This window comes from Methylocystis borbori, assembly GCF_036576025.1.
GTDB lineage: Bacteria > Pseudomonadota > Alphaproteobacteria > Rhizobiales > Beijerinckiaceae > Methylocystis > Methylocystis borbori.
Genome location: NZ_JAZHYN010000051.1, coordinates 1 through 19,687, shown reverse-complemented (window position 1 = coordinate 19,687; position 19,687 = coordinate 1). Strand labels below are relative to the sequence as shown.

Below are 19,687 nucleotides of genomic sequence, written 5' to 3'. Positions count from 1 at the left end.
GCAGCGATCGCCGCCGCGCTCGAAATCGCCTCCCGCCCCGAGGCCGAAGGCAAGAACATCGTCCTCATCATCCCTTCCTTCGCCGAACGCTATCTCTCAACCGCCCTCTTCGAAGGTTTGTGAGCGGGCGTTCGATTGAAGGAAAGGGGCCTTCCCCTTTACGCGCCCCTGCCTCTCTTGCGCTTTTGCGCGGCCTTCGAAGGGGCAGCGGGCGCGGGAGGCGCGGAGGCTATCGCCTTCCTTTGGGCGACCCAATGGCGCGCATAGGCGCCGGCGACATAGCCGAAGCCGACGATGATAATGTAGACGATAACGAGGAAGCCGCCGCGCTGATTGGCCGAAGCGGCGCGCTCCAGAAGACCTACGACTTCGCTCTGATCGATGAATTTGTCGGCGATGACGCCGCAGACGGCGCCGACCACGACGACGAGCCAGGACGGCAGCCGGAAATAGCCGAGCGCCGCCGCGATAAGGAAGGCCACGAGCCCAAAGACGTGAATGAATTCGATAATGATCGACTGGATAATGAGCCCCACGAAGCGGACCAGCTTGATCATTTATTCTCCCCCGGAGTGTGTTTTTAGCCGAGCTTATACGTTCGGCAGATGTTGCGCGAGAGCCTCCAGCACCGCCATGCGCACCGCCACGCCCATCTCGACCTGTTCGCGGATGAGCGAGCGGGCGCCGTCGGCGACCGCCGTATCTATCTCCACCCCGCGATTCATCGGCCCCGGATGCATCACCAGCGCATCGGGCGCGGCATAGGCGAGCTTCTCCTCGTCGAGGCCGAAGAAGTGGAAATATTCGCGCGCGCTCGGCGTCAGCGCGCCGGCCATGCGCTCGCGCTGGAGACGCAGCATCATGACGATGTCCGCGCCCTCAAGGCCCCGCCGCATGTCGTGAAACACCTCGACTCCGAGGCGCGACAGGCCGTCTGGCGCGATCGTCGAAGGGCCGACGACGCGCAGATTCGCGCCGAGCGCCCCAAGCAGCAGAATATTGGAGCGCGCCACGCGCGAATGCAGAATGTCGCCGCAGATGGCGACGGTCAGCCCTTCGATCCGTCCCTTGTTGCGGCGGATGGTCAAGGCGTCGAGCAGCGCCTGGGTTGGATGCTCATGCGCGCCGTCGCCGGCGTTGACGACCGAGCAATCCACTTTGCGCGCGAGTAGATGCGCCGCGCCTGCCTGAGCGTGACGCACGACGATGATGTCCGGCCGCATGGCGTTGAGCGTCATCGCCGTGTCGATCAGCGTCTCGCCTTTGGATTCGGAAGAGCGCGCGACCGACATGTTCATCACATCGGCGCCAAGACGCTTGCCGGCGATCTCGAAGGAGGTTTGCGTCCGTGTCGAAGGCTCGTAGAAAAGATTGATCTGGGTGCGGCCGCGCAAATTGGAGCGCTTCTTCTCGACGCGCCGCGATACTTCAATCGCCTCTTCGGCCATGTCGAGAAGGGTGAGAATATCGGGGCGCGCCAGTCCCTCAATGCCGAGCAGATGGCGGTGCGGAAAGGAGGCGTGCGTCGCGTCGGCCTGCATGGTTCGTCTATATCAGCTTTGCCGCGCGCCGGAAGCTCCGCGTGAAATTCTTGAATTGTCGATTCATGCGCTCTTTGAGGCCGGGGCGCTTGACATATGCTCAAGGCGAGCACATTTCTTGCCTAACGGACGAAGCTTGCGAAGCGCGAGCCCGCCGCTTAGTCTGGAAAGCTTGGACGCTCCGAGCGGGAATTCCGCCTCGGAGATTTTATGGGGCCTACTTATACTCAATAAGAGTATAAGTGAGAAAAGGCCTTCGGCTCGTGGGGAAAGGCCGAACCATGAACTATCATCTGACCGGCGACATCCGCGCTGCGGCTTCCGCGAAGCGGCGATCTCCCGAGATCGCGCTCGGCGTGGGGCCGGCCGGCCGTTTCCCCGCGCTCCCGCGCCCAGAGCTGGATTGGACTCCCGAGGTGGAGGCCGCGACGGCGCATCTCTACGCCCGCGTCGCGCGCGTCATTCCGCCTATCGAATGGCCCTTCTTCGCCCCTTACGTGAAGGCGATCAACGACCTTAAAGCCGTGCGCAACGCGACGATCCTGGCGCATAACTATATGACGCCGGAAATCTACCATTGCGTTGCCGACCATATCGGCGACAGCCTGCAACTCGCCAAGCTCGCGGCGAAATCCGACGCCGAAATCATCGTGCAGGGCGGCGTGCATTTCATGGCCGAGACGTCGAAGCTGCTTAATCCGGGCAAGCTCGTTCTCACGCCCGACCTTAAGGCCGGCTGCTCGCTCGCGGAGTCCATCACCGGCGCCGATGTGCGCGCGCTGCGCGAAGAATATCCCGGCGTTCCCATCGTCGCCTATGTCAATACGTCGGCCGACGTAAAAGCCGAGGTCGACATCTGCTGCACCTCGTCAAACGCAGTGAAGGTCGTCGAGAGCCTTGGGGCCGAGCGCGTCATCATGGTTCCCGATCGCTATCTCGCTCAGAACGTCGCCGCGCAAACCAAGGTGAAGATCATCGCCTGGCATGGCGCCTGCGAGGTGCACGAACGCTTCACCGCCGAGGAAATCCAGAATTACCGCGCCGACAATCCGGGCGTCGAGGTTCTCGCGCATCCCGAATGTCCGCGCGAAGTGATCGAGGTCTCGGATTTCGCCGGCTCGACGGCGGCGATGATCGACTATGTCCGCTCGCGGCGCCCCGCCCGCGTGCTGCTCGTCACCGAATGCTCCATGGCCGACAATGTCGCCGCCGAGACGCCGGACGTGGAATTCGTGCGGCCCTGCAACTTCTGCCCGCATATGAAGCGCATCACCTTGCCGAAAATCCTCGACAGCCTGCTCTATCTGCGCGAGGAGGTGACGGTCGATCCCTTGATCGCCGCGCGCGCGCGGCGCAGCGTGCAGCGCATGATCGATCTGGGCTGAAGCCAGCACGTCAACCGGAGTGACGAGATGCCGGCGTTCGATGCGACGATCGCGGCCATCGACGCCGCCAATGCGGACGATCCCCGGCGCGTCGACGGCCGCGCTTTCGAGATCGTCTACGCCGAGCGCATGAGCGCGCGTCTCGCCGCGCTCTACCCGCAAGCCTCCGACCTTCTCAAGATCGCCGCGCGGGCGCAGCATCTGCGCCGGTGGGAAATCGCGCGCGGCGCCTATGAGGAAGGAAGGCGCGGCTATAACGACTGGCGGCGCGCCTGCCGGATCCATCATGCGCAACTCGTCGGCGACATCATGTGCGCGCATGGCTATGACGAGGATGCGATCGCGCATGTCGGCGCGCTGATCCGCAAGGAGCAGTTGAAGAAAGATCCCGAGTCCCAGGCGCTCGAAAATGTCGTCGCGGTCGTCTTCCTCGAACATTACTTTGACGAATTCCTCGAGAAATACGCCGGCTACGACGACGAAAAGCTCATCGACATTCTTGGCAAGACGCTCTGCAAAATGTCGCCCAAGGGCCATGCGGCGGCGCTCGCCCTGCCCTTACCGGAACGCGGGCGGCGCCTGGTCGAGGCCGCCGTCGCGCGCGAAGCCGAAGCGCTTGCGCGCCTCGCCGCGGTCGCGATCGACTAGGCGGTCGATGCCCGAGGATTTGCCTCCCATTCTCATCATCGGCGGCGGCCTCGCCGGCGTTTTTTGCGCGCTAAAACTCGCGCCGACGCCCGTCGCCATCCTCGCGGCGACGCCGGTCGGACATAGCGGCTCGTCCTATTGGGCGCAGGGCGGCATCGCCGCCGCCGTCGAGGAGGGCGACACGCCGGAAAGCCACGCCGACGACACCCTCGCGGCGGGGGCCGGCATCGTCGACCGCGAGGTTGCGCTCGGCATGGCGCGCGAGGCGCGCGCCCGCGTCGAGGAACTCGCGGCGATGGGAGCGCCCTTCGATCGTTCGGCGCTCGGCGCCTTCGCGCCGTCGCAGGAGGCGGCCCATTCGCGTCGGCGCGTGGTGCGGGTGAAGGGAGACGCCGCCGGCCGCGCCATCATGGAGACGCTGGCGAAGGAAGTCGCCAGGACGCCCTCGATCCAGCTCGTCGAGGGCTATTCCGCCGAGGAGATCGTTATGCGGGGCGGCCGCGTCATCGGGGTGCGCGCCCGCAACCTCGCGGGAGTCATGTGCGAGGCGCCCTGCGCCGCGCTGATCCTGGCGACGGGCGGGGTCGGCCATCTCTATCGCGTCACCACCAATCCGCTGGAGGCGCGCGGCGTCGGCGTCGCCATGGCGGCGCGGGCCGGGGCCGTGATCGCGGACGCCGAATTCGTACAGTTTCATCCCACCGCGATCGACATCGACGCCGATCCGGCGCCGCTCGCGACCGAGGCTCTGCGCGGCGAAGGCGCGACGATCGTCGATCGCGACGGCCGGCGCTTCCTGCTCGATATCGATCCCAACGGCGAACTCGCGCCGCGCGACATTGTCGCGCGCGGCGTCTTCGCGAGCATCGCCGCCGGCAAGGGCGCATTTCTCGATGCGCGCACGGCCGTCGGCGCAGAATTTCCGGCGCGCTTTCCAACTGTCTACGCGAGTTGCATCGGCGCCGGGATTGATCCGACGCGAAGCGTCATCCCTATTGCGCCCGCTGCGCATTACCACATGGGCGGCGTATGGACGGACGCGCGCGGCCGCACGACCCTCGACGGGCTTTGGGCCGTGGGCGAAGTCGCGTCGACCGGCGTTCACGGCGCCAACCGCCTCGCCTCCAATTCGTTGCTGGAGGCGATCGTCTTCGGCGCGCGCGTCGCGGCCGATGTCGCGGCGGCGCCCCTGCCCGCCGTCGATCACGCGCCGATGTCGGAACGCCTCGAACCCATTCCGCGCGACCGCGATATTGCGATCGTCGAGGAGCTGCGCGATCTGATGTCGGCCAATGTTGGGGTCATTCGCAACGGCGCGGGCCTTGCGGCGGCGGTAAAGTCGATCCGCCGCATGCTCTCCCACGCAATCGATATCGAGGCGCGGAACATGCTGACGACGGCGCTCTTCATCGCCGCCGCCGCCTTCGATCGGCGCGAGAGCCGCGGCGCGCATTTCCGCTCGGATTTCCCCGCTCCAGACCTTGCGCTCGCGCGCCGGTCGCGAATGACGCTTGACGCCATCAGGCGCATCGCCGACGAGCTTGAGGCATGAGTTTCGATCTTCCGCCGCTCCTCGTCGAAGAGGCCGCGCGCGCCGCGCTCGCCGAGGATTTGGGTCGCGCCGGCGACGTCACCACGCAGGCGACGATACCCGAAAACGCCGCCGCCGCCGCCGTGATCGCGGCGCGGGAGAGCGGCGTCGTCGCGGGACTGGCGCTCGCGCGCGACGCCTTCCGACTGACAGACGCGCGCATACTTTTCGAAGCGAGGGTTTCGGATGGCGCGCGCGTGGAAGCCGGCGCGACGATCGCCACAATCTCCGGGCCCGCGCGCTCCATTCTTTCCGCCGAGCGCGTGGCGCTTAATTTTCTCGGGCGTCTTTCCGGCGTCGCGACGCTGACCGCGCGCTATGCGCAAGCCATCGCCCATACGCGCGCGCGCATTTGCGACACGCGCAAGACGACGCCGCTCCTGCGCGCTTTCGAGAAATACGCCGTTCGCTGCGGCGGCGGCGTCAACCATCGCTTCGGCCTGGACGACGCCGTGCTCATCAAGGACAATCACATCGCCGTCGCCGGCGGCGTCGCGCAGGCGCTGCGCGCCGCCAAGGCCCATGTCGGACATTTGGTGAAGATCGAAATCGAGGTCGATACGCTCGATCAGTTGCGCCAGGTTCTCGACGAAGGCGCCGACGCCGTGCTGCTCGACAATATGGCGCTCGACGATTTACGCCGGGCGGTCGCGATGGTCGGCGGCCGCATGATCTGCGAAGCGTCGGGCGGCGTGACGCTTGACACCGTGGCGGGGGTCGCGGAGACGGGGGTCGATCTCATCTCCGTCGGCGCGCTGACCCACTCCGCCCCCGCTCTCGATCTTGCCCTCGACATCGAAATCGGCCGATAAGTCCAGGCAAGACAAGCTCCAGCGGGACGAAAAAGCGTAAAGCTTCCTTGCCGCGGCTTGCGCTGCTATAAACGCCGCCACCTTCCTCCTAACTCGAAGAAACGCCAGGCTGCATGCCCTCATCCTTTGCGCGCAAACTGATCAATCGAATGCGACGGAAGCTCTGGGGCTTGCCCATTTCATCCCTCCCCCTTCCCTTCCGGGCGGAGGCGACGCGCCATAAGACGCTCGCCGCCGAGATCGGCGCTTACGAGCGGACGGCGGGTTTCGCTCATAGCGCCGGCTCGCTGCCGCTGCGCACCTTGTTGCGCGTCGAGCGCCTGTTGAAGGGAACGTCGATATTTTCCGCCGAAACGGGATGCGGAAAATCCACGATCTTTTTTTCCCGCATCGCCGAGCGGCACAAGGTTTTTTGCTTGGACGACCGTGGGGAAGAAGCGTCGAGCGTCGACTATTTCATAAACTGTCCCGCGACGCGGCAGGAGAGTCTCGATCTCGTCTTCGGTCCGACGCAGATCACATTGCCGCGATACGTCGATCACGTCCCTTATGATCTCGTATTGATCGACGGCCCGCACGGCTTTCCGTTTCCGGAACTCGAATATTACTATTTCTATCCGCACTTAAAGACGGACGGGCTCCTCGTCGTCGACGACATCCACATTCCGACGATCAGCCGGCTCGCGGATTTTCTAAGCGAAGACAGCATGTTCGAGAAGGTTGAATTCGTCGGGTCGACCGCGATCTTCCGGCGAACGGACGCGCCGGTCTTCGATCCGCTGGGCGACGGCTGGTGGGCGCAGGATTTCAACCGCCGCCGCGCGGATTTCTTGAAGGACATTTATCTGAAGGACGGCAAACGTCGCGCGCCGATATCCTTCGAAGGGACCTTCTGAACCCCGCCATCCGCCCGGCGGGGCCTTTCATTCGAACTGCGACAAACGCGCCAATTGCAAGCCCCGCTTCTCGAGCATCTCGGGCAGGCGCGGCGAAAGAAGAAATGCGAGCTCCTGCTCGCGCGTGATCGTCACCGGGTCGAGCGCCTTCAAATCCTCGTCCACATGGCCGGGATGGCACATGACGAGATGGGCGCGCCCCGGCGCCCGCAGATAGCTTTGAAAGGCCTCTCCATAATCGCGGCCGGGATCGAAATCCGAAAAGCCGGCGAATCCGTCATTGACCTTGAAGCCGCGCCTTAACGCCTCGCGCCGGAAGCCCGCGCCGAGCGACCGCACCGCGAGCGCCTTGCGCGCCTGGGCGCGGCGCGCCGCGATGCGATAGAGGCCGTCGCCGGCGTCGCGCAGCCAGACGCGTCCTTCGAGCTTGCGCGCCGCCAAAACGTCGAAGAGCGCCGTTCTGATCCCCGGCAGCACCTGCACATGCTGATGGCCGTCCACATGATCGGGCGCGCGCTCCATCACCGCCTCGAAACGGTCGATCTGGCGATGGATTTCGGCGCGGATTTCGTCCAGCGGCAGCTTGCGCGCGAGCGCCAGCCGGATCGCCTCCGAGAGCGGCGGAAATACGCCGTCCGGCGCGAATTTCCGCATCGCGGAGAGCGGGCGTCCCAAGGTCAGATTGAGGTGCAGCCCGACGTCGGCGTTTCCTCCGCGCCGAAGCAGGTTGCGGCCCATGGCGGGCCAGCGCGGGCCATTGACCAGCGCCGAGACCGCCGTGAGCCGCCCCGCGTCGAGCGCTTCGAGAATGCCGGCGCTGACGCCATAGGACAGGCCGTAGTCGTCCGCGCAAAGCGCGACAATCCGCTCTTTCGCCATCAAGCCGCTTCCCTTCTGCCGGCGCGAGAAGCTAAAGATTTTTTTGTCCCCAGAGGGCGCAAATCGCGCGTCTCGAAGGACGAGGAAACCTTTTTACCACGCCGCCCTCTGGAGTTCGCCCCCGCGCTTTAAGACGGCTCCTGCCGGAGCCTCCTCGGCATGGGGGGATAAATACCGCTTTGCTTGTCCGGCCGTCCGCGCGCATTACGCCGCGATTTCGCCTATGTTGCGCCACGAAATGCTGGCTTGGCTCTCACCGCTCCCATGAATGCTGGTCCGACGCCCGATATATCTCTCGTCATCCCCGTGTTCAACGAGGAGGAGAACTTGTATCCGCTCGTGGCGCGGCTGACGCCGGCCCTGGAGCGCTGCGGCCTTTCTTTCGAAGCGATTTTCGTCGACGACGGGTCCGCGGACGCGAGCCTCGAAGCCTTGCGCGCGCTTTGCGCCGCTGAGCCGCGCTTTAGCGCGCTGTCGCTGTCGCGCAATTTCGGCAAGGAAGTGGCGATCGCCGCGGGCCTCGACCATGCGCGCGGGCGCGCCGTTGTCATTATGGACGCGGACCTGCAACATCCGCCGGAAGTCATCGCGCAATTCATCGAAAAGTGGCGTGAGGGCTATAAGAATGTTTACGGCCAGCGGACCGATCGCGCGACGGACCCGAAGCTGCGGTCCTTCCTCACTCGGCTTTTCTACAATCTCATCGAGAGGTTCGGCGACGTGCGGCTGCCGCCGGGCGCCGGCGACTTTCGCCTGCTCGACCGTCAGGCGGTGGACGCGCTGCTGACGATGCGCGAGCGCGCCAGGTTCAACAAGGGACTTTTCGCCTGGATCGGCTTCAAGTCGATTGGCGTGCCTTTCGAGGTGGATGCTCGCGCCGGCGGCGAGTCGAAGTTCAATCTCGGCCGGCTCGTGCGTTTCGCGCTGGACGGGCTGATGTCATTTTCCTCAATTCCGCTCAAGGTCTGGACCTATGTCGGCCTCGCGATCTCGGTCTTCGCGCTCTCCTTGGCCGGCTATTATTGGGCCCGGACGATGCTGTTTGGCGTCGATACGCCGGGCTTTCCCACGCTTGTCGTATCGATCGCCTTTTTTTCCGGCGTCCAGCTCATTTCGCTCGGCGTGCTCGGCGAATATGTCGCGCGCATCTTCAATGAGGTAAAGGGAAGGCCGCTTTACCTCGTGGCGGAAAAAGTCGGCGGCGAGGCGACGGATAAAAATAATTCGAGGGAAGGAAATTCATAATGGCCACCAATGCGGGCCGCCTGTCATTTCGCGGCTGGGCGCTCGTCGCCGCCGCCGCGCTTCTGGCGCTTTTCGCGCCTTTCTGGGCGCGCATGGCGTTTTTCGCGACGCCGAGCTTGCCGGCGCTGCTCAAAGACCTGCCCGAGTCGAAGAGCGAAGAGGACCAGCAGCTCTTCCAGAAGCGTTTGAAGGCGCGCTACCACGTCGGCTCGACGGAAGTGGACGATCTCATCGACGAATTGCGCGCCGACGGCTTTACGGTGAATGAGGACAGGGACGAGGCGACCTTCGATCAGCCGGCCGGCGTATGGGACAAATGCCGCCGAAGCGCGAATATCCACTGGTCGAGGGGCGAAGGCGACGAACTCGCCAAGATCAACGGCGGCTATTACCTCCACTGCCCCGAGCATTGAGGCGGCGCGCGATCGACCAAATGTCGCTCTCACTCATGGAATAGAGCAGGATCGCCCGCCATGATTCGCAATCTGCTTTCGGTCGGCGGCTTCACCCTGCTCTCGCGCGTGACGGGGTTCCTGTCGCTCGCCATGCAGTCGGCGATTATGGGCGCCGGCGCCGTCTCAGACGCCTTCTTCATCGCCCAGCGCCTGCCCAACAGCTTTCGTTCGATCTTCGGGGAAGGCGCCTTCAACGCCGCTTTCGTTCCGTCCTATTCGATGGCGATCGAACAGGAGGGCGACGCCGCCGCCGAGGAATTCGCGGACGAAGTATACACGCTGCTGCTTCTTTCACAGATCGTCCTGCTCGCGATCGTCTGGATGCTGACGCCGCAATTCGTCTCGCTGATCGCGCCGGGCCTCGGCGACCGCCCCGAGAAATTCGCGCTCGCGGTGAATCTAACGCGCATCACCTTTCCCTATCTGCTGTTCATCACGCTTTGCGTGCTGCATATGGGCGCGCTCAATGCGCGCGGGCGGTTCGCGCTGCCGGCCTTCGCGCCCAACATCATGAATCTGACGGTGATGGGAGCGCTCGCCGTCGCCTTTCTCTTTCCCAATGCCGGCTACGCCGCAAGTTGGGGCGTAACCGTCTCGGGCGTCCTCGAACTTGCGCTGCTGATGTGGCAGGCGCGCAGCATCGGCGTTCTCAAGCGCCTGCGCCGGCCGCACTGGCATCGCGTACGCGATTTCTTTTTAAGGCTCGCGCCGGCGATCATTGGCTCCGCCAGTCCGCAGATCGCCGTGTTCGCCGACACCATATTGTCGTCCATGCTCGCCGATGGCGGCGTCTCCTCGATCTCTTACGCGGAACGGCTCTACCAGCTCCCTGTCGGCGTCATCGGCATCGCCGCCGGCACCGTGCTCCTGCCCGAAATGAGTCGCCGCATCGCCGCCGGCGACCCGGAAGGCGCGCTCGGCGCCCAAAGCCGGACGATGGCGCTCACCGTGGGGCTCGCCGCGCCCTTCTTCATCGCTTTCGACACGATTCCCGAGCTCATCGTCGCTGGCCTTTTCCAGCGCGGCAAATTTTCCGCCGCCGACGCCTATGCCGCGGGGGACGTGCTTGCGGCCTATGGCGCCGGGCTGATGGCGCTGGTGCTGATCGCCTCCGCCCGCGCCAGCTTCCAGGCGCGCGGCGATACGAGGACGCCCATGCTGATCGCGCTAGCCGCGCTCGCCGCGAATGTCGCGCTGAAGATCGTCTTGTTTCGCCCGCTCGGCGCGGTCGGCCTCGCCACGGCGACCTCAGTGGGCCTTTGGATCAATCTCGCGGCGCTGGTCGGTCTCGCGCTGGCGCAAGGCGCCATGCGCTTCGACGCCGTCTTCGGCAAGACGCTCGGCGCGACCTTGGTCGCCTGCGCGCTGCTGGCGGGCGTCGCCATCTTCGGCCGCGCCTCGGCGCTGGCCCTCGGCGCGCATTTCGGCGTTCTCGCCAATCTCGTCGCGCTTCTCGCGCTCGGCGCCGCCGGCGCGCTCGTCTACGCCGGCGCCCTTGTCGGCGTCCTGCATGTCTGCGGCGTGAGGCTCGCGAATCTCAGAAAGCGGGCCTGACGCCGGCGCCCGTCATTCGGACGCGCGCAGCGATGAGGTTGCCATGGATTCCCGGTCAGGCCTTCTGGCCGGCCGGAATGGCGATCATTCATCGTCAAACGAATTGCGAGAGCCCCGGAATGGAACTCGCGATCTGCTGCACTTTCTCCTTGCCGAGAATCGTTTCGGCATAGGCGAAAATTTCGCGTCCCAATGTTTGGATCTGGCTCATGTCGAGGCCCGCGGCGTTGAGCTTGCCGGCAAGGCCCATGAGGCCGCCCATGCCGCCCATCAATCCGCCAAGACCGCCGCCAGACCCGCCTGACGCCTCGGCGGCGTCGATCGCTTCGCGCGAACCGGGCACCTGGTCGAGAAAATCCGACACCGGGCTGTCCGGAGCTTCTTTTTGCAGGAAGCCGAGCACAAGGCCGATCACGTTTTTGGCGGTTCCAGCATCGACGCCAAGGGCCGCCGAGACCCGCGCGATCAATTCATCCATGGCGTCCTCCTTGTAGATTCGCGCTCTCCTCGCGCGCGGCGCGACTGTCGCCGCGACGGCGTTCAAAATCAAGCGCCCCCCGCATTTGCCGACGGCGCGATTGAGCGACGTCTGGCGATGCGTCACAGGAAAGACATATGCGCTTCCCGCCCGCCACTTGCGCCTTGGGGGAGACAAGGGCAAAAAGATTCGCTCGTGAGTTTCTGCGCCCGAAGCGAAAAATCGCGGTTGCGATGTCTTATGGGACGAAAAAAATGGAACAATATCTATATTTCGGAAATCTCGGTCTTGGAGAACGACAATTCCAGATCGCCAATTTCATCGGATTGGCGCTGCATCCTTCGCACGACCGGGAAATAAGGCATAACGCGCTGGAGGCATTGCCCTTCCCCGAAAATTCCATTCCGAAAATACAGTCGCAAGACGTCTTCGAACATCTCCCGTTCGAGAAGCTGCCCTTCATCCTCGACGAAATCTACCGCGTTTTGAAGCCGGCCGGCGTTTTCAGGCTCAGCGTGCCCGACTACCGCAGCCCCTTGCTGAAGAAAAGATCGATCTTCGACGACAGGCAAAGAGTTATCGGAGACCTCATGATGGGCGCGTCGGCGACGTACGACTCTGCGACGGCCCAAACAAAAGTCAGCTTCTCTCAGGACGGCAACGCCCACCTCTGGTTTCCCAAATATGAGCTCATCCTCGACCTCATCGTGAAGTCGGACATTCGTAAATGCGCGACGATAAAATTTTATCAGTGCTTCACGAACGACGAGAACTTCCTGACGGAGCCCATACCCGAGAATGAGATGTTCGTTCTCAGGAGCCTCCCCCACGACAATCGCAGCAATGGAAAGCCGATCTCCATCGTGGTCGACTTCGTAAAATAGCCGTTTAGTCGGGGAGCTGCGTAAAGCGCGACGTTCGCCGCGATATTTGCGCGCGTGGTCGTCTCGACGCGACGCGGCCTGGCGGGCCGCGCCGCAGGAACGACAGCGCTTCGGCGCGCTCTAGGCGCTGCGGCGCAGATCGGTCGGCAAGTCCGTCCGCTCGCGCAGAGCAGGCAGGATGTCCCTGATCTTCTCCGCGCCTTCCACGCCGATCACATTTTCCGCGCGCGCCAGCACTTCTCGAACGAGAGCGTCGGTTTGCGCTTCGCTCACGCCGAGTTTTTCGAGCTGTCCCGCGAGAATATTCAGATCGGCGCGGCCATGGCCGATGAAACTGGTCATGCCCTCGATGACCTGCGTGACGCCGCCGTCGCCCGTCGACAGCGATGCGTCAATCGCCTCTTGTGCGCGCGGCATTTTGGCGATCATCGTCTGCATATTCCCGCTCTTATCTTCGTCGCGAAGAAATCGAAGCACAAGGCCGATCGCCGCTTTCGCGACCGTCGGATCGAGCTTCGCCGCCGCTGTTACGTTGCTCATCAGCTCTTCCATGGGACATCCTCCGCTTTAATTATTTGACAGCGGAAACATGTCGCCGGGAAGCGCGCCTTCAAGCGTAGCAATAAGAGTTATGCGCTAAGCCGCGTCGAGCCCATAAAGCGAATGCAGCGTGCGCACGGCGAGCTCCGTATAGGCCTCGTCGATCAGAACGGAGAATTTGATCTCCGACGTGGTGATGGCGCGAATATTCACGCCCTTTTCGGACAGGGCGCGGAAGGCGCGCGCCGCGACGCCGGCGTGGCTGCGCATTCCGATGCCGATGGCGGAAATCTTGGCGACCTCTTTTTCGCCGCCGATGCTCGAAAAGCCGATCGCCTCTCGGCTGTTCTCGATGATGGCGTAGGCGCGCTCGTAATCCGCCGTGCCCACGGTGAAGGTCATGTCGGTCATGCCCTCTTCGGAGACGGCCTGCACGATCATGTCGACATTGATGCCCGCGTCGGCCAGCGGCATGAACACCGCCGCGGCGACTCCGGGCTTGTCCGCGACATGGCGCAGCGTGATCTGCGCTTCGTCGCGCGAGAAGGCGATGCCTGTGACGACCTGGTCTTCCACAATGTCCTCCTCGTTGCAGATCAGCGTCCCTTCGCCCGGCCTGTCGGGATCGTCGAAGCTCGAACGTACATAGGTCCGCACGCCATGCACCATGGCGACCTCGACCGAGCGCACCTGCAAAACCTTGGCGCCGAGCGAGGCCATCTCCAGCATTTCCTCGAAGGCGACGCGCTCCATGCGCCGCGCCTTGGGCACGACCCTGGGGTCGGTCGTATAGACGCCGTCCACATCCGTATAAATGTCGCATCGGTCGGCCTTGATCGCGGCGGCGAGCGCGACGGCGCTCGTATCCGATCCGCCGCGCCCGAGCGTGGTGATGCGGCCGCTCTCCTGATGAACGCCCTGAAAACCCGCGACGACCGCGACCTCGCCGCGGCCGAAGCCGGCGACGACGCCCGAGCCGTCGATCGATATGATGCGGGCCGAGCCATGCGTCGCGTCGGTCGCGATGGGCGTCTGCCAGCCAAGCCAGGACCGCGCGGGCACGCCCGCCTCTTGCAAGGCGATGGCGAGCAGCCCGGCCGTGACCTGCTCTCCCGAGGCGACGACGGCGTCATATTCGCGCTGGTCGTAGAGCGGCGCCGCCTCCCGGCACCAGCCGACGAGTTCATTGGTCTTGCCGGCCATCGCCGAGACGACCACGGCCACCTCATGTCCGGCGTCGACCTCGCGCTTCACATGGCGCGCGACATTGCGGATGCGCTCGACGGTGGCGACCGAGGTGCCGCCGAATTTCATGACCAGGCGTGACATTGGACCGGAAAGATGGGACCGGGAAGATAAGACCGGAAAGAGGGACGCTAAGGCTCGCATCCGACCGAAAGCCGGCGTATATGGGTCCGCGCCGGCGGGCCTGTCAACGGCCGCGCTTCACCACGGGAATCATGCGCAAGCTCCTCGTCCTTCGAGACGCGCGCTTCGCGCGCTCCTCAGGATGAGGAGCTTGCGCATGATTCCCTCGACCTCATCCTGAGGAGCCGCCGCAGGCGGCGTCTCGAAGGACGAGGTCAGGGGGACTATCTAATTTCTCCGCATCTTCGCGAGGCCCTGCTTGTCCGACCGCCCGCCCCCCCATTCGGCCAGCGTCAACCCGGAAGACGTGGCGCGCTTCAACCGCCTCGGCGACTTATGGTGGGACAAGACCGGCAAGATGGGAATCCTGCATGAGGTCAATCCGATCCGCGTCGCCTATATCCGCGATCATTTGCGCCGCTTCGCGCTGCATGACGAAGGCGCGCTGAATGCGCCGCGCGAACGCCCGCTCGAAGGCCTCCGCATCGTCGACATCGGCTGCGGCGGCGGAATTTTAAGCGAATCGCTCGCCGAACTTGGCGCCAGGGTCACAGGCGTCGATCCCGCGCCCAACAATATCGCGGTCGCGCGCCGCCACGCCGAGAAGGCCGGCCTCAACATCGATTATCGCAATATCACCGCCGAGGTGCTTGCCGAGACGGGCGAGCAGTTCGACGCAGTGGCGGCGCTCGAGGTCATCGAACATGTCGAAGGCCCGCAGGACTTCGTCGCGATGCTCGGCCGGCTGCTGAAGCCCGGCGGCCTCATTTTCCTCGCCACCATCGACCGCACGCTGAAGAGCTATCTTTTCGCGATCGTCGCGGCGGAATATGTGCTCGGCTGGGTGCCCAAGGGCACGCATAACCACGATAAATTCATCCGGCCCGACGAACTTTCCAACTGGCTGCGACGGGCCGGCATGCGGGAGATCGACCGCGCCGGCATGAGCTTCCAGCCGCTGACGCGAAGCTGGCGCAAGAGCCACGACACGGAAGTGAATTATCTCATCGCCGCGAGAAAAGAGGTATAGAGCCCCGGCGCGCCGAGGGCTCTTGTTCGCGCGGACGCCCGACAGTAGAATCTTGAGCCATGCCGACAGACTTTCCCCTTCGCCTCACGCTCGCGCTGACCCTGATTCTGGGATTCGGCGCGCCGGCCTTCGCCAAACCGGCCGCCAAACCGGCGCCGACGGAGGACGCCGCGCCGCGCGATACCGCCTCCGGCGGCAAGAAGGACAAGCCGGCCAAAGCCGAAAAAGCCGAGAAGCCCGCGACGAAAAACGCGGGCAAGCCGGAACAGCTCGGCAGCTATGGCGACTGGGGGGCCTATGCCGCGCAGGGCGGGAAGGACAAGACCTGCTACGCGCTGGCCCAGCCCAGGGACCGCGCTCCCAAGGGGAAGCTCAAGGACGCCTCGGCCTATGTGTTCATCTCGACCCGGCCGGCCGAAAACATCCGCCATGAGGTCGCGATTAATCTCGGCTATCCGACAAAGGACGGCTCCGCCGCCGTCGCCGAGATCGACGGCGAGGGCTACGAACTCATCACCAAGGGCGACAACGCCTGGGTGAAGGATCAGTCGAAGGAGAAGGAGTTCGTCGGCGCGCTGCGCGGCGGCTCCAAGCTCGTCGTGAAGGCTTCTTCGGCAAAGGGCGTCAGCACGACCGACAGCTATTCGCTCAAGGGCCTCTCCGACGCCCTGGTTCGCGTCGTGCAGGAATGCAAATAGCGCCGTGCGGCAAGACATGGTCTGCCCGCTCGTATAGATCCGTCAAGCAATGGGCGATTTCCGCTCTAAAATGCGGAACGGCCATCTGGCGCATGCGTCCCCAACGCGATCGGCGCGCGAAAGCCAAAAGCGCATGAAGGACATGCCATCGTTGATAAGGAACTCGGCGCGCTCGTCCGAGAGATTGTCCGTCGCGCCGGCTTTTAGAAGCGTCCGCCTTACTGACAACCCGCGGCGGCCAACCAACCCGATAAGCCGCCTAGATCCGTACCCGAAGACGGTCCGCCAGCCCCCCAAGTGTATACAGTATTGGCAAGGCTAGTAGCGGCAGGCATATTATCGGAAGCCGGAACGCCGGAGGAAATCCCGACGTACTTCTGATTATCGTAAATGTAGGTATAAGGCCATTTATATGCCGTAGGCTGCACGCGAACGTTTCGGGAATAAAAATTAGCTCCAGCCCAACCGAAAAAGCACTGAAAAACGCCTTCAACCGTCAACGCCCCTGGCGTGCTAGCAGCATATTTAGCAGGCGTATTACCTGTGATTTTTTGCAGGCCAACGAAACCATTGGCCGCATCATAGAAGTAAGTGAACGCCTGCAAGAAGCGAACGGTAGTGTTCAAAAAAGGCGCGCTCTTCTGCTCAACCGACAGAGCATAGGGCGAAATGGGATTTCCAATTTGAGAGCCATTGCCGGCGCCCACGGTATAGTTAAACGAAGCGACCGGGTTAGTTTGATTTGGAATGGAAACCTGAACTGTGGTGCCGCTGACGGCGCAGGTCGGCGGCGACGTATTGCACTCGGCTTTGCTAGGCCCCATGCCCGTCTTCACCGTCACGCCTATGGGCGGCGTTAAAAAACCTGTGTTCACGCCGGTGTCGAACAATATGCCGCCGCTTCCCGATATTCCATTCACCGTGATCGTGCCCCGCGCATGCTGCCAATCGGTCAACAAATTTTTAGATTCAGGGGCGGTTTGCCATTGCTCTAACGTCGGCGCCAACAACGGCTCCAGTTTGATCAAGGCAAAACCTTTGGTATTGCTCGATGTCAAACCGATCTGCGCGCCTTGCGTCGACAAAATATAGCCCGGCGAAGGCAGCGAGCTGCTCCCCGCTATGTTCGTGACGTTCAAAAAAGCGTTCTTATCCGGCGTCCCTTGAGGTTGGCCCGGCCCCCCTGCGAAACCGACGCCGAAATAAGCCACGCCAGCTCCCGTGGGATCATCTATGTGGCAATTTCTCGCGCCCGGTATGCATGAAACGTTGGTTAAAGCCAGAACAGGCACTGTCGACCTTGCGACCACGGTCTTACCGCTAAACAAGTGCACAGTAGTTTTATACCAATCTCCCGTGTATTTAACGCCGCTGCTGGTAAGCGTTTCGCTTCCTGAACCGACAAAACTCGGATCCGCTCGTCGTTTCGCCGGTGGAGTAAAATAATTACTGCCTACAACAATTCCTACTGAACCTGTATCCATGGTGACAGCGAAGGATGAACTATAGTTACTACTGAACCCAACCTGTATTTTAGGATTTGTATATAGATTCGGCTTACTCATATCATTTGCATTAATAAATGGAACAAAAACAGTCGCGCCGTTATTATAAGGCGGACCAGAGTCTGCTGTCGCAGTCAATGAGTAAACCAAGCTTACCAACAAAATAATGGCGTAAACAACGGAGCGTAAAACAACGATCATTTTATCCTCCATTATGAAACCACATGGCTGATGGTTCGCTGGCGCGTTCGACAAGTTGGAGCCTTACTGCTGATCTGCTCACGGGATCGAGCTGAGCCGACGCCACGGAAGATCGGCGGGCGAGGCTGCAGGGACGATTTCGACTGGAGATTGATACTTAAGCTTCGCGCGCGGTCAACGGAACGCAATGATAAAAATTCCAGAAAAAACGCCCATCGTCCGGCGAATGCGCGCTTAAGCCGCTTTCGGCAAGCGCCGCGCCCGCGGCCGCCTCCAACCGCGCCGATAGAGCCATTCAATATAAAATTCTTAGGTCCAAGTATATGATCAAGATAAATGCTTTATGTGGTCCTTGCGCGAAGTTCTCCAACGCCGAAAATTCCGATCGCCAAGATGGCTTCCCCCTGTTGCTATCCTGGCTCGACGGCGGCGACGGCGCTGGCCACGGCAAGTCGCCGCCGCCGTTTCTAGCTTTTGCCTGCATAACCGGGCCGTCTTTAGACAGATTATAAGCGTCCTTAAGACCACACGCCGGTCTGTACAGACCACGCAGATATTTTTTATTTGAGCCAATGTATAAATTATCCGGATAATTAGGAAATTATACTATTATCATATTGAAGAATTATCAATCTTCGGCTATTTACGTTTTGTCATACTTAACAGCAAACCGAAGGGAGAGAAAAAATGGCCTATAATGTCCATGGCGGCGCGGAAGTCGGAAAAATCCTCCTCTATGTGGCGGGCTTCGCCGTTTTCGTCGTCGTCGCCCTGACCTGGGTCCCGGCGTGGATTTCGCCCGACAGCGCCAATATCACCGGCGCCACGGGCTCCACGGCCCGCATGATTCAGTGAAGGCAGGACGCTCCGGAAGCCGTTCCTCCCGGAGCGTCGCTCGAGCGTGTCGCGCGAGTTGCAAAGCGGATTCGTTTCCGGCATAACCACGCCCGCGACGGTCTGGCGACAGGCTCGAACGGCGCGACGGATGCGGGTGTAGCTCAGGGGTAGAGCACAACCTTGCCAAGGTTGGGGTCGAGGGTTCGAATCCCTTCGCCCGCTCCAAATCGAGAGGCTCCGCGATTTTCCCCATTTGCGGAGGCCGGGGTTCGATGCTGACGACGCGCGCCCCCGCGAAAATCAATCTCACGCTGCATATTCTCGGCCGCAGGGAAGACGGCTATCACGCGCTCGAAAGCCTCGTCGCCTTTACGGGCGGCGGCGACACGCTGGCGCTTGCGCCCGGTCCCGCGCTTTCGCTCGACATCTCGGGCCCGACAGCGCCCGCCGCGGGCGCCGGCGACGACAATCTCGTGCTGCGCGCCGCCCGCAATCTCGCCGCCCGCGTCGAGGGGCTGACGCTCGGCGCCTTCAGGCTGGAGAAGCGTCTGCCGGTGGCGGCTGGAATCGGCGGCGGCTCTTCCGACGCCGCGGCCGCGCTGCGGCTGCTCGCGCGCGCCCATGGCCTCGCGGCGGATGATTCGCGCCTCATCGACGCCGCCTGCGCCACGGGCTCTGACGTGTCTATCTGCCTTTTAGCGCGCGCGCGGATGATGCGCGGCGCGGGCGAGGCGCTCGGCCCCCCGATTCGCCTGCCGATTCTGCCCGCCGTGCTGGTTAATCCCGGCGTCGCCGTGGCGACCGCCCCTGTTTTCGCGGCGCTCGGACTCGCGAAAGGCGCGCGCAGCGCCGGCGCCGCGCATCCCGAGATCGGCGATGGAGCCAGCGCCGAGGATCTTCTCGTGGCGCTCGCAAAGGGACGCAACGATCTCGAAGACGCCGCCTGTCTTCAGGCGCCCGTCATCGTCGACGCGCTCGCGCTACTGCGCGCCACGCGCGGCTGCCGCCTCGCGCGCATGTCGGGCTCTGGCGCCACCTGTTTCGCGCTTTTCGCGACTCGGCAGGCGGCCGTGCGCGCCGCCCGCGACATCCGCGCGCAATGCCCGCAATGGTGGGTGAAAACGGCGGCGCTGCGATGAC

At 63.1% G+C, this 19,687-nt stretch carries 20 protein-coding genes, 1 tRNA gene and 1 pseudogene; 15 read left to right on the top strand and 7 right to left on the bottom strand.

Annotation, left to right across the window (positions count from 1 at the left end; all coding sequences use genetic code 11):
* Window positions 1–123: pseudogene (locus V3H18_RS14060) on the top strand (cysteine synthase A); the annotation flags it as partial.
* A 35-nt stretch (window positions 124–158) separates the two neighbouring features.
* On the opposite strand, the gene V3H18_RS14055 reads toward V3H18_RS14060, so the two are convergent.
* Together V3H18_RS14055 and V3H18_RS14050 are read right to left on the bottom strand one after the other, a co-directional pair.
* Window positions 159–557: a hypothetical protein gene (locus V3H18_RS14055; RefSeq protein ID WP_332082703.1), complete on the bottom strand. Its 399-nt coding sequence runs from the start codon at window positions 555–557 to the stop codon at window positions 159–161.
* Window positions 558–590: 33 nt separating this feature from the next.
* Window positions 591–1,541, bottom strand: coding sequence for an aspartate carbamoyltransferase catalytic subunit (locus V3H18_RS14050; RefSeq protein ID WP_332082702.1), 951 nt, complete (start codon window positions 1,539–1,541; stop codon window positions 591–593).
* Between the two features lie 281 nt (window positions 1,542–1,822).
* Here V3H18_RS14050 and nadA point away from each other — a divergent pair, with 281 nt between their 5' ends.
* The 5 genes from nadA (at window position 1,823) to V3H18_RS14025 (ending at window position 6,873) form a co-directional block, all read left to right on the top strand.
* Entirely contained in the window at window positions 1,823–2,926 is a 1,104-nt protein-coding gene (nadA, locus tag V3H18_RS14045) for a quinolinate synthase NadA (protein ID WP_332082701.1), read from the top strand.
* Between the two features lie 27 nt (window positions 2,927–2,953).
* Window positions 2,954–3,574 carry a DUF4202 domain-containing protein gene (locus tag V3H18_RS14040; RefSeq protein ID WP_332082700.1) on the top strand — a complete coding sequence of 207 codons (621 nt, stop codon included), beginning with the start codon at window positions 2,954–2,956 and terminating at the stop codon, window positions 3,572–3,574.
* 7 nt (window positions 3,575–3,581) lie between these two features.
* The gene (locus tag V3H18_RS14035; protein WP_332082699.1) at window positions 3,582–5,126 is read left to right on the top strand and encodes an L-aspartate oxidase; all 1,545 of its coding nucleotides are present in this window, start codon (window positions 3,582–3,584) and stop codon (window positions 5,124–5,126) included.
* The gene (nadC, locus tag V3H18_RS14030; protein WP_332082698.1) at window positions 5,123–5,977 is read left to right on the top strand and encodes a carboxylating nicotinate-nucleotide diphosphorylase; all 855 of its coding nucleotides are present in this window, start codon (window positions 5,123–5,125) and stop codon (window positions 5,975–5,977) included. The genes V3H18_RS14035 and nadC overlap by 4 nt, the downstream gene beginning before the upstream one ends.
* Before the next feature lie 170 nt (window positions 5,978–6,147).
* On the top strand, window positions 6,148–6,873 hold the full coding sequence (locus tag V3H18_RS14025; protein ID WP_332082697.1) for a class I SAM-dependent methyltransferase: 726 nt from the start codon (window positions 6,148–6,150) through the stop codon (window positions 6,871–6,873).
* Between the two features lie 27 nt (window positions 6,874–6,900).
* Here the strand turns inward: V3H18_RS14025 and V3H18_RS14020 are convergent, their stop codons facing one another.
* Window positions 6,901–7,752, bottom strand: coding sequence for a ChbG/HpnK family deacetylase (locus V3H18_RS14020; RefSeq protein WP_332082696.1), 852 nt, complete (start codon window positions 7,750–7,752; stop codon window positions 6,901–6,903).
* Between the two features lie 264 nt (window positions 7,753–8,016).
* Here V3H18_RS14020 and V3H18_RS14015 point away from each other — a divergent pair, with 264 nt between their 5' ends.
* Genes V3H18_RS14015 through murJ form a run of 3 tightly spaced genes read left to right on the top strand, consistent with a single transcriptional unit; the run spans window position 8,017 to window position 11,006 of the window.
* The gene (locus tag V3H18_RS14015) at window positions 8,017–8,997 is read left to right on the top strand and encodes a glycosyltransferase family 2 protein (RefSeq protein ID WP_332082704.1); all 981 of its coding nucleotides are present in this window, start codon (window positions 8,017–8,019) and stop codon (window positions 8,995–8,997) included.
* Entirely contained in the window at window positions 8,997–9,410 is a 414-nt protein-coding gene (locus V3H18_RS14010) for a hypothetical protein (protein WP_332082695.1), read from the top strand. The genes V3H18_RS14015 and V3H18_RS14010 overlap by 1 nt, the downstream gene beginning before the upstream one ends.
* Window positions 9,411–9,470: 60 nt before the next feature.
* Window positions 9,471–11,006, top strand: a complete 1,536-nt coding sequence (gene murJ, locus V3H18_RS14005; protein ID WP_332082694.1) for a murein biosynthesis integral membrane protein MurJ — start codon at window positions 9,471–9,473, stop codon at window positions 11,004–11,006.
* A gap of 94 nt (window positions 11,007–11,100) precedes the next feature.
* Here the strand turns inward: murJ and V3H18_RS14000 are convergent, their stop codons facing one another.
* Window positions 11,101–11,484 (bottom strand): DUF2267 domain-containing protein, encoded by a 384-nt coding sequence (locus V3H18_RS14000; protein ID WP_332082693.1) that lies wholly within the window; start codon window positions 11,482–11,484, stop codon window positions 11,101–11,103.
* 254 nt (window positions 11,485–11,738) lie between these two features.
* On the opposite strand from V3H18_RS14000, the gene V3H18_RS13995 reads away from it, so the two are divergent.
* A complete protein-coding gene (locus tag V3H18_RS13995) occupies window positions 11,739–12,368 on the top strand; it encodes a class I SAM-dependent methyltransferase (protein WP_332082692.1) in 630 nt (209 codons plus the stop codon).
* A gap of 120 nt (window positions 12,369–12,488) precedes the next feature.
* On the opposite strand, the gene V3H18_RS13990 is transcribed toward V3H18_RS13995, so the two are convergent.
* Together V3H18_RS13990 and V3H18_RS13985 are read right to left on the bottom strand one after the other, a co-directional pair.
* On the bottom strand, window positions 12,489–12,908 hold the full coding sequence (locus V3H18_RS13990; protein ID WP_332082691.1) for a hypothetical protein: 420 nt from the start codon (window positions 12,906–12,908) through the stop codon (window positions 12,489–12,491).
* A 96-nt stretch (window positions 12,909–13,004) separates the two neighbouring features.
* Window positions 13,005–14,237 carry an aspartate kinase gene (locus V3H18_RS13985; RefSeq protein WP_332082690.1) on the bottom strand — a complete coding sequence of 411 codons (1,233 nt, stop codon included), beginning with the start codon at window positions 14,235–14,237 and terminating at the stop codon, window positions 13,005–13,007.
* Window positions 14,238–14,535: 298 nt separating this feature from the next.
* On the opposite strand from V3H18_RS13985, the gene ubiG reads away from it, so the two are divergent.
* Both ubiG and V3H18_RS13975 read left to right on the top strand, forming a co-directional pair.
* Entirely contained in the window at window positions 14,536–15,306 is a 771-nt protein-coding gene (ubiG, locus tag V3H18_RS13980; protein ID WP_332082689.1) for a bifunctional 2-polyprenyl-6-hydroxyphenol methylase/3-demethylubiquinol 3-O-methyltransferase UbiG, read from the top strand.
* Window positions 15,307–15,365: 59 nt separating this feature from the next.
* Window positions 15,366–16,004 (top strand): invasion associated locus B family protein, encoded by a 639-nt coding sequence (locus V3H18_RS13975; protein ID WP_332082688.1) that lies wholly within the window; start codon window positions 15,366–15,368, stop codon window positions 16,002–16,004.
* A gap of 218 nt (window positions 16,005–16,222) precedes the next feature.
* On the opposite strand, the gene V3H18_RS13970 is transcribed toward V3H18_RS13975, so the two are convergent.
* Window positions 16,223–17,710: a hypothetical protein gene (locus V3H18_RS13970; protein ID WP_332082687.1), complete on the bottom strand. Its 1,488-nt coding sequence runs from the start codon at window positions 17,708–17,710 to the stop codon at window positions 16,223–16,225.
* 687 nt (window positions 17,711–18,397) lie between these two features.
* Here V3H18_RS13970 and V3H18_RS13965 point away from each other — a divergent pair.
* From V3H18_RS13965 to V3H18_RS13955, 3 genes are all read left to right on the top strand, one after another.
* Window positions 18,398–18,565: a hypothetical protein gene (locus tag V3H18_RS13965; protein ID WP_332082686.1), complete on the top strand. Its 168-nt coding sequence runs from the start codon at window positions 18,398–18,400 to the stop codon at window positions 18,563–18,565.
* A 132-nt stretch (window positions 18,566–18,697) separates the two neighbouring features.
* Window positions 18,698–18,772, top strand: a tRNA-Gly gene (locus V3H18_RS13960).
* A 47-nt stretch (window positions 18,773–18,819) separates the two neighbouring features.
* The gene (locus V3H18_RS13955; RefSeq protein WP_332082685.1) at window positions 18,820–19,686 is read left to right on the top strand and encodes a 4-(cytidine 5'-diphospho)-2-C-methyl-D-erythritol kinase; all 867 of its coding nucleotides are present in this window, start codon (window positions 18,820–18,822) and stop codon (window positions 19,684–19,686) included.
* Window position 19,687 lies beyond the last annotated feature (1 nt).

Bases quoted from the DNA above. Each gene is read 5' to 3' on its own strand.
- V3H18_RS14055 (WP_332082703.1), bottom strand. From the start codon at position 557: ATGATCAAGCTGGTCCGCTTCGTGGGGCTCATTATCCAGTCGATCATT.
- V3H18_RS14050 (WP_332082702.1), bottom strand. From the start codon at position 1,541: ATGCAGGCCGACGCGACGCACGCCTCCTTTCCGCACCGCCATCTGCTC.
- nadA (WP_332082701.1), top strand. From the start codon at position 1,823: ATGAACTATCATCTGACCGGCGACATCCGCGCTGCGGCTTCCGCGAAG.
- V3H18_RS14040 (WP_332082700.1), top strand. From the start codon at position 2,954: ATGCCGGCGTTCGATGCGACGATCGCGGCCATCGACGCCGCCAATGCG.
- V3H18_RS14035 (WP_332082699.1), top strand. From the start codon at position 3,582: ATGCCCGAGGATTTGCCTCCCATTCTCATCATCGGCGGCGGCCTCGCC.
- nadC (WP_332082698.1), top strand. From the start codon at position 5,123: ATGAGTTTCGATCTTCCGCCGCTCCTCGTCGAAGAGGCCGCGCGCGCC.
- V3H18_RS14020 (WP_332082696.1), bottom strand. From the start codon at position 7,752: ATGGCGAAAGAGCGGATTGTCGCGCTTTGCGCGGACGACTACGGCCTG.
- V3H18_RS14015 (WP_332082704.1), top strand. From the start codon at position 8,017: ATGAATGCTGGTCCGACGCCCGATATATCTCTCGTCATCCCCGTGTTC.
- V3H18_RS14010 (WP_332082695.1), top strand. From the start codon at position 8,997: ATGGCCACCAATGCGGGCCGCCTGTCATTTCGCGGCTGGGCGCTCGTC.
- murJ (WP_332082694.1), top strand. From the start codon at position 9,471: ATGATTCGCAATCTGCTTTCGGTCGGCGGCTTCACCCTGCTCTCGCGC.
- V3H18_RS14000 (WP_332082693.1), bottom strand. From the start codon at position 11,484: ATGGATGAATTGATCGCGCGGGTCTCGGCGGCCCTTGGCGTCGATGCT.
- V3H18_RS13995 (WP_332082692.1), top strand. From the start codon at position 11,739: ATGGAACAATATCTATATTTCGGAAATCTCGGTCTTGGAGAACGACAA.
- V3H18_RS13990 (WP_332082691.1), bottom strand. From the start codon at position 12,908: ATGAGCAACGTAACAGCGGCGGCGAAGCTCGATCCGACGGTCGCGAAA.
- V3H18_RS13985 (WP_332082690.1), bottom strand. From the start codon at position 14,237: ATGTCACGCCTGGTCATGAAATTCGGCGGCACCTCGGTCGCCACCGTC.
- V3H18_RS13975 (WP_332082688.1), top strand. From the start codon at position 15,366: ATGCCGACAGACTTTCCCCTTCGCCTCACGCTCGCGCTGACCCTGATT.
- V3H18_RS13970 (WP_332082687.1), bottom strand. From the start codon at position 17,710: ATGATCGTTGTTTTACGCTCCGTTGTTTACGCCATTATTTTGTTGGTA.
- V3H18_RS13965 (WP_332082686.1), top strand. From the start codon at position 18,398: ATGGCCTATAATGTCCATGGCGGCGCGGAAGTCGGAAAAATCCTCCTC.
- V3H18_RS13955 (WP_332082685.1), top strand. From the start codon at position 18,820: ATGCTGACGACGCGCGCCCCCGCGAAAATCAATCTCACGCTGCATATT.